The 14,117-nt window shown below is 50.0% G+C and carries 12 protein-coding genes; 7 read left to right on the top strand and 5 right to left on the bottom strand.

Features of this window, described 5'->3' with window-relative positions:
* Positions 1-68 precede the first annotated feature (68 nt).
* Entirely contained in the window at positions 69-1,886 is a 1,818-nt protein-coding gene (locus tag AC3WRW_RS07865) for a peptidoglycan D,D-transpeptidase FtsI family protein (RefSeq protein ID WP_492545794.1), read from the top strand.
* Here the strand turns inward: AC3WRW_RS07865 and AC3WRW_RS07860 are convergent.
* Complete coding sequence (locus tag AC3WRW_RS07860) at positions 1,869-3,140, bottom strand: ATP-binding protein (protein WP_492545793.1); 1,272 nt, start codon at positions 3,138-3,140, stop codon at positions 1,869-1,871. The two genes, AC3WRW_RS07865 and AC3WRW_RS07860, sit on opposite strands and share 18 nt — an antisense overlap.
* Before the next feature lie 195 nt (positions 3,141-3,335).
* On the opposite strand from AC3WRW_RS07860, the gene AC3WRW_RS07855 reads away from it, so the two are divergent.
* Complete coding sequence (locus AC3WRW_RS07855; RefSeq protein ID WP_492545792.1) at positions 3,336-4,160, top strand: lipoate--protein ligase family protein; 825 nt, start codon at positions 3,336-3,338, stop codon at positions 4,158-4,160.
* Positions 4,161-4,539: 379 nt separating this feature from the next.
* On the opposite strand, the gene AC3WRW_RS07850 is transcribed toward AC3WRW_RS07855, so the two are convergent.
* Positions 4,540-5,271 (bottom strand): alpha/beta hydrolase, encoded by a 732-nt coding sequence (locus tag AC3WRW_RS07850; protein WP_492545791.1) that lies wholly within the window; start codon positions 5,269-5,271, stop codon positions 4,540-4,542.
* 261 nt (positions 5,272-5,532) lie between these two features.
* On the opposite strand from AC3WRW_RS07850, the gene pdhA reads away from it, so the two are divergent.
* The 4 genes from pdhA (at position 5,533) to lpdA (ending at position 10,474) form a co-directional block, all read left to right on the top strand.
* The gene (pdhA, locus tag AC3WRW_RS07845; RefSeq protein ID WP_492545790.1) at positions 5,533-6,615 is read left to right on the top strand and encodes a pyruvate dehydrogenase (acetyl-transferring) E1 component subunit alpha; all 1,083 of its coding nucleotides are present in this window, start codon (positions 5,533-5,535) and stop codon (positions 6,613-6,615) included.
* A gap of 97 nt (positions 6,616-6,712) precedes the next feature.
* The gene (locus tag AC3WRW_RS07840; RefSeq protein ID WP_492545789.1) at positions 6,713-7,693 is read left to right on the top strand and encodes an alpha-ketoacid dehydrogenase subunit beta; all 981 of its coding nucleotides are present in this window, start codon (positions 6,713-6,715) and stop codon (positions 7,691-7,693) included.
* Positions 7,694-7,725: 32 nt separating this feature from the next.
* Positions 7,726-9,054, top strand: a complete 1,329-nt coding sequence (locus AC3WRW_RS07835) for a dihydrolipoamide acetyltransferase family protein (protein ID WP_492545788.1) — start codon at positions 7,726-7,728, stop codon at positions 9,052-9,054.
* Between the two features lie 4 nt (positions 9,055-9,058).
* Positions 9,059-10,474, top strand: a complete 1,416-nt coding sequence (lpdA, locus tag AC3WRW_RS07830) for a dihydrolipoyl dehydrogenase (protein WP_492545787.1) — start codon at positions 9,059-9,061, stop codon at positions 10,472-10,474.
* A 94-nt stretch (positions 10,475-10,568) separates the two neighbouring features.
* On the opposite strand, the gene AC3WRW_RS07825 is transcribed toward lpdA, so the two are convergent.
* Together AC3WRW_RS07825 and serC are read right to left on the bottom strand one after the other, a co-directional pair.
* Positions 10,569-11,243, bottom strand: coding sequence for a YdeI/OmpD-associated family protein (locus AC3WRW_RS07825; RefSeq protein WP_492545786.1), 675 nt, complete (start codon positions 11,241-11,243; stop codon positions 10,569-10,571).
* Between the two features lie 24 nt (positions 11,244-11,267).
* Positions 11,268-12,362, bottom strand: a complete 1,095-nt coding sequence (gene serC, locus AC3WRW_RS07820) for a 3-phosphoserine/phosphohydroxythreonine transaminase (RefSeq protein WP_492545785.1) — start codon at positions 12,360-12,362, stop codon at positions 11,268-11,270.
* Between the two features lie 27 nt (positions 12,363-12,389).
* On the opposite strand from serC, the gene AC3WRW_RS07815 reads away from it, so the two are divergent.
* Positions 12,390-12,518, top strand: a complete 129-nt coding sequence (locus AC3WRW_RS07815; protein WP_492545784.1) for a hypothetical protein — start codon at positions 12,390-12,392, stop codon at positions 12,516-12,518.
* 131 nt (positions 12,519-12,649) lie between these two features.
* Here the strand turns inward: AC3WRW_RS07815 and AC3WRW_RS07810 are convergent, their stop codons facing one another.
* Complete coding sequence (locus AC3WRW_RS07810; protein WP_492545783.1) at positions 12,650-14,044, bottom strand: ABC transporter substrate-binding protein; 1,395 nt, start codon at positions 14,042-14,044, stop codon at positions 12,650-12,652.
* Positions 14,045-14,117: the final 73 nt, after the last annotated feature.

The following is a 14,117-nucleotide window of genomic DNA, read 5'->3' as shown; positions in this document are numbered from 1 at the left end:
GTTGATCAAGGATGACGATACTGAGAACATCAGAGTTAATGATGGATGACAAAGTTAGGGGTTAGCGTATGAGGGTCAAACAGTTATCTTCACTTGAAAAACGTCGTATCTTTCTTGTTCTTCTTACAATCGTGCTCCTGTTTATTGGCATAGCAGGCAAGCTTTTCTGGATTCAGATCGCAGCTACGGAAAACTACAGCTCACATGGGATTAATTTGCTTAAAAATTCGGTCGTTCAAAGGCAGCGTGGGCTCGTCCTCGAAAGCGGCCGCGGGGAAATTCTGGACCGCCATCTGCAGCCAATGACAGGAAGAATTGTGAAGTCTCTTGTCGTATTCCCAATCCACAGCAAACTGGAGCCTAATCCACAGCAGGTGAGTCAACTTGTCGGGATTTTGCGGACGAACACGGAGTCTTGGCGTGCATTCACGAAGGATCTGAAAGAACCGCAAGTGTGGCGTACTGAGGGTGGAGGCAAACCGGCACCGCTCACGGATGGGCAGGAGCGGCAGATTGAGGCGCTGAATTTGCCGAATGTGAAGGTTGTGGAGATGGAAGACCGCTACCCTGGCGGGATGACGGCACGTCAGTTGATCGGATTCATCGGGCAAAATCCGGATCGCGTGATGAACTTGTACGGCGCAGATTTAGAGAAAGGCAAAGTCGCGCTGACAACGAAGATTGGCGGAGCCGGGCTGGAAAAAACGTTCGATCTGTGGCTTCGCGGCATCGGAGAGACTTCAATCTCGTACTTTACGGATGCCGGGAAAAGGCCGTTATCAGGTCTGGACGCCCGTATGATAGCGCCGAATAATGAGTTCTATCCCGTCAAGCTGGTAACGACGCTCGATGCAAGCGTACAGCAGCAGATAGAAACGCTCATGGATAAACTGAACATACGCGAAGGAGCTGCTGTCGTTCAGGAAGCGGGGCATGGGGATATCATCGCCATGGCAAGCAGGCCCAATTATGATCCGACATCTGTGGATCTTGCCAGCAAGAGCTGGAGCAACTATGCGCTTAAAGCAACTGCTCCCGGCTCTATTTTCAAAACAGTCGTTGCCGCTGCCGCCCTGGATTTGGGAGTCGTTAAACCGAATGAGACATTTACCTGTGAAGGCGCTCTTGGCAAATATGGGTTTACCTGCTGGAGGAAAGAGGGGCATGGCCCTTTGACCCTAGAGCAGGGCTTTGCGCAGTCTTGCAATATCGTATTCGCCAAAGTTATGCAGCGTCTGACGCCCCTTCAGTTAGAAAGCTATGCGCATAAGCTTGGCGTGCTCGACGAGGTGGGATGGACGGGGAAAACGGACACGAAAGTGATCCTCCGGCAGCTCGACAGCGAAGAGAACGGACAGCTCTTTGGCGCCCATACGCCGCACGACGATGAGGGGGTTCTTATGCAAACGGCCATCGGTCAAAGGGATGTCATGATGACCCCGCTGCAAGCGTCGAATATGATTGTTACTTTGCTGCATAATGGAAAAGGGTACTCGCCAAGAGTAGTCCAAGAAATCCTGTACCGGACCGACCGGGTGATGGAGTCATTTGAGCCGCATAAGTTGGAAGCAAGCGCCGGGTACGTTTCGGCTTCAACAAGCCGGACGCTATTGAACTGGATGCAAGAGGTCGTGACGGAAGGAACAGGCCAAGGATTGAAGGGGGCGAAGTGGAAGCTCGCGGGAAAATCCGGTACGGCGCAAACGATGGTTGGCAAGCAGGAGAAAGTGAATCAGTGGTTTATCGGATACGGCCCGGTCGATTCTCCGAAGTATGCGGTTTCCGTCGTGATCAAGAACACGGATCCTTCGGAGAGCAACAAGGCCATTCCTTTGTTCAAAGGAATCATGGATATTCTGGCAAGCGGGTCAAACGGCGGGCAATGAGATTGTAAAACAGGTGCCTTGATCGGGCTGACTCGCGACTTCAATGTCGCCACCGAATGTTCGAATGATCCGATAGGAGACCATCATGCTGAGACCTGTGCTTTTATTCGTTGTAGAGTAAAAGGGCGTTCCGAGACGATTGATCTGCTCGGCGGTCATGCCGACCCCGGTATCCATGATTTTCAAAATAATCTTTGCGTTTTTTTTGAAGGCTATGATTCGAAGCGGGCCTCCGGCCGGCATCGCTTCAATGCCGTTTTTCGTTAGATTCACTAAGCATTGCATCATTTTTTCCAAATTGCCCCGGATGATTAGAGAATTCTCCATATCGATTTGAAGGTCCACTCCCCGCGCGGCGGCGTAAGGGTTAAGAAGGTTGCTTAGCATCGGCGATAAGGAAGAGATATCCAGCTGCTCCAGCTTCTCAGCCTCCGGCTTGGCAAAGGACAGGTAATCGGTAATAATGCTTTGGGCCCGGTCAATTTCTTCGATCACCATGGACGTATATACTTGTTTTTTCTCTTCAGGGACTTGTGACTGACTGAGAATCTGCATAAAGCCCCGGGCAACGGTCATGGGATTGCGAATTTCATGGGCGACGGAGGCAGCCAATTCACTTAGAACATTGAGCTTCTCGGAGCGTTGGATCTCTTGACGCGTCTTCACATTTTCGCGGATGCGGGAAATTAAATTAGTCAACAGCCACATCGTAAACAGGTGAACCAGACAATACAATAAGCCGTAAAATAAAAAAGTGTGATCTACCTGAATAAATGAACCCACCCTGTACAGCAGAGTGATACAGAAAGTAGCTAATGCACTAACGAATGCCAACAGGGTGGGAAACATTACTTTGGGGGTTATGTGCTTCCAATTGCTCAGCGCGATGAAAGCCAGGATGAAGGGGACAAGAATAGCTAATAAGGTAACGATCCAGAAGAAGCTCGGACCATTCATGATGTAAGCATAGGCCAGTATGACTCCGGAAACGAAAAGTCCTGAGCGTATGCCGCTGTATAGGAAAGCTATGAGTACAGGGATAATGTGGAGATCGAAATGATCGCCAATAGATTTGAAAAAGGGATGCGTCATACAAAAGATGGCCGCTAATGAGCTAATAATCGTGATGACTACCTTGCCATATTGGTCATAGCTGTCAAGGGTGCCCGGCCTATCAAGCCAAACGATATGGGTCAAAACAATAGGGATGGTTAGAACAAGGATATTGAGGAGTAAGTCGTCAAAAATGTTCAAAGATCTCGCCTACTTAATTAATAATTTGATAGTCCCAAAATTTATTTCGACAGCAAACCTGAAAATCCTTTGAATTGCATCCAAAAATTTGATGTTTTTTGGCGAATAAAGCCGATTTTAACATTGCGGCTAGCGCTCGTTTCGCTTACAATTCGGATGATGAACTTAAATAGCTGGCTCAGGAGAATATAAAAAATGATACATGCACCACTTTCTTCTTCCATGGTTATCCTGGATCGGACACTTGAAACAGATTCGCGATCCGTCCTGTATGCCTTTGCGTTGGAAGAGCTTTTATGCCGGTCGATTGGCAAAGTATCCCCGCCGATTTTGCACATTTGGCGGCATCCGCGTGCTTTTGTGATGGGACTTAGAGACAGCCGCCTCCCGGAAGCTGCGCTTGCCAACCAGTGGTTGATCGAACAAGGCTATGATACAGCGGTAAGAAATTCAGGCGGGGCAGCGGTTCCGCTGGATTTGGGGGTCGTGAATGTTTCTCTGCTGCTGCCGAAAGAGCCAGGGGACATGGAGCATCGGAAAGATTTTGAGATGATGGTGGCCCTGATCCGTGAAATCATGAGCAAACTTACCGATCGCATCGATCAAGGTGAGGTAATGGGCTCCTTTTGTCCGGGAGAGTTCGATTTAAGCGTAGGCGGGCGTAAGTTTTGCGGGATCGCGCAGCGCAGGCAGCAGCGGGCTCTATCGGTGCAAGCTTTCATCATCGCGGAAGGTGAGGGCGAGGGGAAAGCAACGCTAGCCAGGAGCTTTTACGAACGCGCGGCTGGTTCAGCAGACCCTGCTGATTATCCGACAGTAGCCCCGGGGAGCATGGCCAGTTTGGCGGAATGCTTGAATATTCCTTTAACAGCAGAGCAATTTACAGAAAACTTAATTGAAATCATGAATGCCAGAGGGATGCAATTGAAGCGTCCTGAGGCGATTCCGGGGTATCCGGATGAAGATCAAATTAACGGCATGGTGGAGCTGTTGAGAGAGCGATATGCGATTAAGGGGTAAAAAAACGGTCTGATTTCGTCAGTTGACGGGAGAGGGACCGTTTTTTTTATATAACTCGTGGGGGACGATCTATAAGCTGTTCCAGCTTAAATAGTGGAAAATCTACCGTTAATCTGTACTGCTCAGTGGCAGGGAACGGATTAGCAGGAGAAACGCCATCTAAATCGTCGGTAGCTGGACGAAATCCCCTGGATTTGGCGAAATTAGTGCGAGAAAATCCAGTTATTAGGACAAAAGTGAAGCAATTGCAGAGAATAGGTGGAGTAATCGGCGTTAATTACAAGTAGCGGCTAGAATAATCCCATTCCTTAGCTGCCAGTTCTAACGAGGACACCCCTTAAGGCGCCTCAGAAGCGTTCTATAGTTCCGTTGATGTCCTTTACGCAAGAAAATAATGCAGAGCCGCGCTCAGCTCTCCCTGCCAGAATCCCCACAAATGCTTGCCGGGCTTTTCGATATAATGAAGAACGGCATTCTTCCTTTCCAGCTCCTCCTTGGCCAAGCGGTTTTCCCTGACGAAGTCAAAGGTTCCGCGCTCGGTTTTGACATCCGTCTCGTCTAACCCGATCAGCATATACATTTCCAGCCAGGATAAATCATCCGCCGCTTTGATGCGTTCGCGGGTAATGTCGAAAAATGCGCCCGATAAGGATATAACACGGCAAAAAAGGCTAGGATAATCTAAGGCGAGATGCAGGGAGACGGTCCCCCCCAGGGAATCGCCTGCGACAATACGCTCACTCCGCTCAGCGCGTACGGGATAACGGCTTTCTATGTAAGGGAGAAGCTCCTCGGCGAAGAAGCGGCAGTAGGCGTCATGACGCTCCCCTTCCGGCGCATATTCGGACGTGCGGTTGGCTGTCTGAACATCGACGCCGACCACGATGGCCGGCTCCAGGTCTTCATCCAGGATGCAGCGGGTGATCGTTGTGGTAATGCGTCCGAAATTAAAGAATTGCTCGCCGTCCTGGCAATAAATGACCGGATAGGAGAGCAGCTCGTTGTAACCGGGAGGCAAATAAATGCGAAGCGGGCGAGTTTCTTGAAGCAGGACAGAGGTGAGCGCATCTTTGACAATGGTTCTTTGATAATAACGTGAGTCATCAGTCATAAGTAATCTCCTTTTATTTCCATTGGTGGAAAATGGGATTGCAAGTGCAAGTTGGAAACAGAATGGTAAGGTGTATTATAGCAGTTGTAAATTTATTGTTAACTGTATTATATATTTTCATGAACTGTACTATTCACTTGAGCGAAAAAAGGTCATATGTCATAAGGAAACAGGTGTACAATTCACAAAAACAGGTTTATAATAATACTATAACAGAAGTGTAGCTAGCAGGCATCAAAATCATATAAGAGGTGAAATGGTATGAGTAAGCCACTTGTCAGCCAAGCAAATTACGAAGTGACCACAGAAAAGGTTGAGCCTTTACAAGTACTGGCTCCGGACGGCACAGTTGTAAATCCCGACAAAATGCCTAAACTTAGCGATGACCAATTAAAAGAGTTAATGAGAAGAATGGTATTCACGCGTGTATGGGACGAAAGAGCTGTTAATCTCGGTCGTCAAGGACGTCTTGGTTTCTATGCGCCGGTATCCGGACAAGAAGCTTCCATGATCGGCAGTGAATTTGCTTTAAATAAAGATGACTTTATTTGCCCGGGTTACCGCGATATGCCGCAGCTCGTATGGCACGGACTTCCGCTGTACCAAGCATTCCTATATTCCCGCGGACATCAACATGGCGGTCAAATTCCGCAAGATGTTCATGTACTTATGCCGCAAATTATTATCGGCGCACAAATTTTGCATGCAACAGGCGTTGCTATGGCTTTCAAAAAACGCAATCAACCGCGTGTAGCGATTACGTATACAGGGGACGGAGGAAGCTCCGAGGGCGATTTCTACGAAGGTTTGAACTTTGCAGGAGCATTCAAGCTGCCTGCCATTTACTTTGTACAAAACAATGGCTATGCGATCACTACGCCATATGCGAAACAAACAGGAGCGCTATCTGTTGCCCATAAAGCTCTTGCTGCCGGTATCAAAGGGGTGCAAGTAGACGGAATGGACGTTCTGGCTGTTGTTCAAGCTGTAACAGAAGCTGCTGAGAGAGGCCGTAAAGGCGAAGGCGCTACATTGATTGAAGCGTTGACTTACCGTTTCCGTCCGCACTCTTTGGCCGATGACACGACGAAATACCGTACCAAAGACGAGGAATCCGATTGGGAGCCTAAAGATCCGCTTACCCGCATGCGAATTTTCTTGACGAAAAAAGGTTTGTGGAGCGAAGAGGAAGAGGCGAAAGTAAAAGAAGAAGCGAAAGCTACAGTAGCTGAACATATCAAAAAAGCGGAAGAAACTGAGAAAATGACAGTTCCTGGCCTGATCGATTCCATGTTCGAAGTTACACCGGCACATCTCGAAGAACAGAAGCAAGCGTATAAATAAATTTTAGCTGATCGAGCCAGATTCTGGCGAAAGACAAAGCATTTGCTTACGATGCCAGTTTTTCTGGCGAAAAACTCTTAGGAGGCACGGAGAAGTCATGGCACAAATGACGATGATTCAAGCGATTAAAGACGCAATGCGCGTGGAACTGGAAAGAGATCCAAATGTAATTTTGTTCGGCGAAGACGTTGGCCATGTTGGTGGCGTATTCCGTGCTACAGAAGGTTTACAAAAAGAGTTCGGCGAAGACCGCGTATTCGATACGCCGCTTGCCGAGTCTGCAATCGGGGGCCTTGCCGTAGGTCTTGGGGTTCAAGGCTTCCGTCCAATCGCTGAGATTCAATTCGTTGGTTTTATTTACGAAGCGCTTGACCAAATTTGCGTGCAAGCTGCCCGTATGCGTTACCGCTCCGGCGGACGTTACAACTCGCCAATCGTATTCCGTACGCCATTCGGCGGCGGCGTAAAAGCGGCTGAGCTTCATACGGATGCGCTTGAAGGTTTATTGGTGCAAACACCGGGGATCAAAGTTGTCGTTCCTTCCAATCCTTACGATGCTAAGGGCTTGCTCATTTCCGCAATTCGCGATAATGACCCTGTCTTCTTCATGGAGCATCTGAACTTATACCGCGCATTCCGCGCAGAAGTACCTGAAGGCGAATATACGATTGAGCTTGGCAAAGCGAACGTTGTTCGTGAAGGTTCCGACGTAACCGTTATTACTTACGGAGCAATGGTTCATACATCCGTAAAAGCGGCTGAAGAGATCGAGAAAACACAAGGCGTGAAAGTGGAGGTTATCGATCTTCGTACCCTGCTTCCGCTGGATATCGAAACGATTGTCGCTTCGATTAAGAAAACAAACCGTGCAATTATCGTACAAGAAGCGCAAAAAACTTCCGGTGTAGCCGCAGAGGTTATTGCTCAAATTAATGAAAAAGCGATTCTTCACCTGGAAGCTCCGGTTCTACGTATTGCGCCGCCGGATACTGTTTATCCGTTCGCTCAAATCGAAGACGCTTGGCTGCCTAGCCCGGCAAGTGTCATTGCGGGAATTAAACAAGTACTCGAATTCTAATTCACAGTCGAATGTAACAGGAGGTTGTACACGTGGCATTGTTTGAATACAAGTTCCCAGAGCTTGGTGAAGGCATACATGAAGGCGAAATCGTTAAGATGCTCGTTAAAGCGGGTGACACCGTAACGGATGAAACGATTCTTATGGAAGTACAGAACGATAAAGCAGTCGTTGAAGTTCCTTGTCCGGTAGAAGGCAAAGTCGTTAGCGTTGCCGTCAAAGACGGACAAGTATGCACGATTGGCGAGCTCGTGATGACAATCGAAGTCACTGGCGAGATGCCGGCTGAGTCCATGCACCACGCCAGCTCCAACCACGCTGCGCCAGCGGCGGCAGCGGCACCTGCTGCTACAGCGGTAGCCGTAGCAGAGGCTCCTGCAGCAGCGCCAGCAGCTGCTGCTCCAGCTCCGGCCGCGCCAAGCGCCGGCGCGGGCCGCGAAGTGCTTGCGACGCCTAGCGTGCGCAAGCTCGCAAGAGAAAAAGGCATCACACTCGCAGAGGTGACGCCTACAGGCAAGCACGGCCGCGTAACACGCGAGGACGTGCTAGGCTTTAACGGAGCGGGCAGCGCCGCGGCTCCGGCAGCAGAAGCGCCAGCTGCAGCGGAAGCAGCTGGCAGCGCGGCACCTGCGGCTAGCACGCAGGTCGCTGCGGGCGATCGCGTAGAAGAGCGGATTCCGTTCAAGGGAATCCGGAAAGTGATCGCGAACGCGATGGTGAAATCCGTGTACACGGCACCGCACGTGACACTGATGGACGAAATCGACGTGAGCGCGTTAGTCGCGCTGCGCGAGCGCACGAAGCCTCTTGCCGAGAAGAAAGGCGTGAAGCTGACTTACCTTCCTTTCATCGTGAAAGCATTGGTAGCGGCATGCCGTCAATTCCCGGTCATGAACGCGATGATCGACGAAGAGAAGCAAGAAATCGTGTACAAAAAGTACTACAATATCGGAATTGCGACAGATACGGACAACGGCTTGCTCGTTCCTGTTATCCATGACGCAGACCGCAAAAACGTATGGTCGATCGCTTCTTCCATCAAAGACTTGGCTCTTCGCGGACGCGAAGGCAAATTGTCTCCGAACGAGATGAAAGGCGGTACGATCTCCATTACAAACATCGGTTCCGTAGGCGGTATGTTCTTCACACCGGTTATCAACTTCCCTGAAGTTGCTATCTTGGGTGCAGGCCGCATCACGGAGAAACCGGTTGTGAAAAACGGTCAAATCGTTGCGGCATCGGTTATGGCGCTTTCCTTGAGCTTCGATCACCGTATCGTTGACGGTGCGACAGCGCAAAGCTTCTTGAACTACATCAAACAGCTTCTGGCTGATCCAGAGCTTCTCGTCTTGGAGGTGTAACAGCATGGTAGTAGGAGATGCTTCTTTAGATATTGATTTGCTCGTCATTGGTGCGGGCCCAGGCGGTTACGTCGCAGCCATTCGTGCGGCTCAACTTGGCCAAAGCGTGCTTATCGTTGATAAATCGGATTGGGGCGGCGTCTGCTTGAACCGCGGCTGTATCCCTTCCAAAGCGTTGATCTCCGCAGCTCATACGTATGAGCATGCGCAGCACGCTGACAGCATGGGTATCTCTGTAGAGAACGTGAAAGTGGACTTTGCAAAGGTACAAGCATGGAAAAACAGCATCGTTGCCAAACAAACGGGCGGCGTTAGCGCGCTGCTCAAAGGCAACAAGATCCAAACGTTCAAAGGCGAAGTGATGTTCATCAACGAGCACGAAGCACGTGTGTTCAACGATGCAGAAGCTCCTCGCTACCGCTTTAAGCACTGCATTATCGCGACGGGTTCCCGTCCGATTGAGCTGAAAGCATTCCCTTACGGCGGAAGAATTATTTCTTCAACGGAAGCTTTGAACTTGCCTGAAGTACCGAAAAGCATGGTCGTTATCGGCGGCGGCTACATCGGGATCGAGCTTGGTCAAACGTATGCGAAGTTCGGCACGAAAGTAACGGTGCTGGAAGGCTCCGATCACGTGCTGCCAGGTTTCGAGAAAGAATTGACGAAGCTCGTTGCGCGCAACCTGGAGAAAGTTGGCGTAGAAGTTCATACGGAAGCGTTAGCCCAATCCTGCACGAAAACCGAGAACGACGTAACGGTAACATTCACAGTTAAAGGCGAAGAGAAACAAGTTACAGCTGATTACGTACTAGTAACGGTTGGCCGTCGTCCGAATACGGATGGCGAGCTTGGTCTTGACCTGATTAACTTGAAAATGACGGACCGCGGTTTGATCGAAGTTGATAACCAAGGCAGAACAAGCATCCCGCACATCTTTGCCATTGGCGATGTTGTTCCTGGTCTTTCCTTGGCTCACAAAGCTTCTTATGAAGCAAAAGTGGCTGCTGAAGCAATCGCAGGTCACTCCAGCATCGTCGATTACAAAGCGATGCCGGCTGTTGTGTTCTCCGATCCGGAAATTGCCGGCGTAGGCTTGAGCGAAACGGAAGCAAAAGCCAAAGGCATCAACGTGACAATCGGCAAATTCCCTTATGCAGCCAACGGCCGCGCTAACTCTTTGAACGCAGGTCAAGGCTTCGTGAAGCTTGTCGGCGACAAAGAAACAGGTCAACTGCTTGGCGGCCAAATCGTTGGTCCGGAAGCATCGAACTTAATCGGAGAGCTTGCTCTTGCGGTTGAAATGGGTGCTAACCTGGAAGACATCGCCCTGACGATTCACGCCCACCCGACATTGACTGAAATGATCATGGATGCGGCAGAAGGTGCGCTTGGACACCCGATCCACCAACTTGGTAAATAAGCATCATTAGTTCGGTTTCCAACACCTTTAGATAAAAAGTCCCGAGAGCATGGCGCAAGCCGCTCTACGGGACTCTTTTATTATTTGGGCCGTGTTATTCCTCTTTGATCGTCGGATTTTTGATGCCGCGGGAGAGTTTGTCTACGGTTTTGGCAACCCGCCCGCTTCGTGTTTCTTCGCGCTTCGCATCTGTAATCCAGCGGACGTATTCTTTGCGGTTCGTATAGGACAGCGTCTCGAAAAACGCGGCAGCGGCAGGAGCAGCGCCAAAAGCTGCTGCCAGATCATCAGGCACGATGATCGTTTTATCGGCCGGAGCAGCCGGTTTCGCTGAATCGGCGGAACGACCGGCTAACCGCTCGCTGCGCGGCGGCTTCACAAGGCCGATAGGGCGAAAACGCATGGCGGACCATGTTTCATCGATCGAGACCAGGCTCACACCTTCGAAGTTCAGCCCATTGACGGTTTCCCAGCCGGAGTCGCGATTGATGTCCGTTTTTATTTTGGCTGTGCCTTTGGGGTAATTGATCCACAGCATGCCGTCCGGCGTCACAGCCTCAATGGCCGCAGGAGCTAGCTGTTCGACATCGTCGCGCGTATAAGCGAAAACCTGGACGAAGTCATAGGCCTGCGCACCCTCTTTGAGATCGGTTAGATGAACGCCTTCGGGCATGGGTGACAGACTGTCGATATAACCTTCCGGTGCATTCATAATCAGGGCGCGTTTGCAGTTGACCAATCGCAGCTTTTTCGCTAATGGGTTGTCCATGAAAATTCCTCTTCTCTTCTTGTTTTATCCGTGCCTGCGTGCAAAATCCAGCATGAAATCAGCCAGAGCCTGGCAGGCTTCATGAGGGACGGCATTGTATGCGGAAGCGCGCAGACCCCCAACGCTGCGGTGACCGGCCAAGCCCTCAAAGCCGTGAGCTTCGGACTCCGCAACAAATTGACGTTCGAGGTCTTCATTCACCATGCGCCAAGTGATATTCATCGGCGAGCGGTCTTTGGCATCAATAATGCCTTGATAAAAACCGCCGCTCCTATCAATAGCATCATAGATCAAGCCTGATTTTGCAAGATTCAGTTGTTCTAATTGTTCCACGCCGCCTTGTTTTTCTACCCATTTTAACACTAAATTCATCATGTAGATCGCGTGGACGGGAGGCGTATTCAATAGTGATTTATTGCTCGCAAATGCCGCGTAGCGCATGATTTCCGGGATACGGTCGGAGGCTTGCTCCAGCCAGCTTTTGCGAATAACGGCTGCCGTGACGCCCGCAGGACCCAGGTTTTTCTGAGCGCCGGCATAGATCATCGAAAACGGACTCAGATCCAGCTTCCTGCTTAGAATTTCGCTTGTCATATCGGCAACGAGCGGCGTTGCAGTGACTTCGGGTATCGACGTATAGCGCGAGCCTTCAATCGTGTTATTCATCGTGATATGAAGGTAAGCCGGATCCCCGCTGAGAGATTCCCCGCTTATTGCCGGGATATAGCGCCATTTGTGCTCTTTTGAGCTTGCCGCGACGTGGGTGCTCCCCAAATAGGACGCTTCTTTATAAGCTTTTTCCGCAAAGCTGCCAGTCAATACATAGTGGGCCGTTTGATGAGGCTTTAAAAAGTTCATCGGCAGGAGAGCGAACTGTGTGCTTGCCCCTCCGCCCATAAAGATCGCTTCATACCCTTGGGGCAAACCGAGCAAAGTCAGCAGAAGCGTCTGCGTTTCATGATTCAGTTCCTCGACCGTGCGGCTGCGGTGCGACATTTCGAGCAGGGAGATCCCTTTGCCCTCATAGTCCACCAATTGCTCCTGTGCCTCTTCCAGTACCTCTAATGGCAGTGCGGCCGGACCCGGATTGAAATTGTACCTGCGATTTCTTTTGTTCATGTGAAGCTGCCTCCCGTAACCGAATTTTTGACCAACAAAAAAACGCCCTCATCCGATTGGGACGAGGAGCGTTTGCTCGCGGTGCCACCCAATTTAAGAAACATTCGCGAGAATGCTTCTCCACTTGGTTCCGCGGTAACGGGCGGTGCCGGTTAACTTAGCATGACCTTAAAAAATTTGCAGGCATGCTTGGCGAAAACGCCTCCGAGTTGGATTCTCATCATAGGCACGATCGAATATGGAAGTTGAATAAAAGTATATGCCGGTTGCTGGAAAAGGTCAATGGTTTATTTCACGGTTTTGTTATACGCGGCGAGCTTCTCCGTAATGCTTTTCGAAGCGGCGTCCAGCGCTTCTTTCGGTGCTTTTTTTCCAGTGAGCGCTTCTTCAATGGCTGTTTCAACCAGCTGACGGGCTTCAGGGAATACGCCCATGACCGCGCCTTGCGTCGCTTTGTTGGCTTTGGTGTTGTGAAGCTGGTCGATGGCTGTTTGGAATTGCGGATATTTCGCTAAGTTATCCTTCACAAGCTGCTCATCATAAGCTTTTTTCGTAATTGGGAAGTACCCTGTATTGACGTGCCACCAAGCTTGCGTTTGCGGGTTCGTCAGGAATTTGATGAATTCCCAAGCGCCTTTTTGCTCGGCTTCGGACTTGTTGTTCAAGATGTAGAGACTTGCGCCTCCGACAACTACGCCGCCGTCTTTGGCATCCGCTGGTTTAGGCATCGTGCTTGTTCCGACTTGGAATTTGCCATCGGCACCTGTCACAATTCCGCGCAAAGAAGCGGTAGAATCGAGTGTCATCGCAACTTGACCGGCAAGGAAAGCTTTTTTCGTATCATCTGTTTTGCGGCCAAGATTCATGAGGGATTTGTTATCGACCATGCCTTTCCACCAAGTCAATGTTTTGACGCCTGCTTCATTGTTTAATAACGTTTCTGTAGCTGCGGAGGTGCGCCCGTTTCCGTTGTTTAAGAATTCGGCGCCTTGACCGGCGAAAAACTGCTCCATGAACCAACCGTAAATGGCGAAGGATCCGCCGGCTTTACCGTCTTTGCTTAACGCTTGCGCGGCTTTTGCAACTTCTTCGTAGGTTGTCGGCGGCTTTTCTGGATCTAGTCCGGCGGCTTTGAACATATCTTTGTTGTAGTAAAGGATTGGGTTTGAAGTGTTAAAAGGCATAGAATTTAATTTATCGTCAACTTTGTAATAATTCAAAATATTTTCTTCAAGCTGAGAGAGATCGAATTTATCGGCGTCCACGAATTTCTGAATCGGTGTAATCGCTTTGGAATCGATCATGAAACGGGAGCCGATCTCGTAGACTTGAATGAGAGACGGACCGCTTTTGGTATCCATGGAGGCTTTCATTTTGTTTAAGCTTTCATCGTATGTACCTTGATACACGGCTTCGACCTGCACATTTTTCTGGGAAGCATTGAAATCTGTCACCAGTTTGTCTACGGCCTTGCCCAGCTCTCCGCTCATGGAGTGCCACCAGATCACTTTGACCGGTTCTGCGGCTTTTGTCGGTGCTGCTGACGCTGCTGCTGTTGCGGTTGAACTAGCGGGCGCCGCACTGCCGGATGTCGTTACTTCTGCTTTGCCGCATGCGCTTGTCAACATCATCGTGAGAGCTGTCATGGCAAGAACGGAAACTCTTACGTTTACGGAATTCATGGATTTGCTTCTCTCCCTTTAGTTCATTTTATTTATGGAAATCTGCTTTAAGCGTTAGGCTTTTGCAGAAGAG

Source organism: Paenibacillus sp. FW126-R14 (genome assembly GCF_058789495.1).
This window is presented reverse-complemented; position numbering and strand designations above follow the sequence as displayed.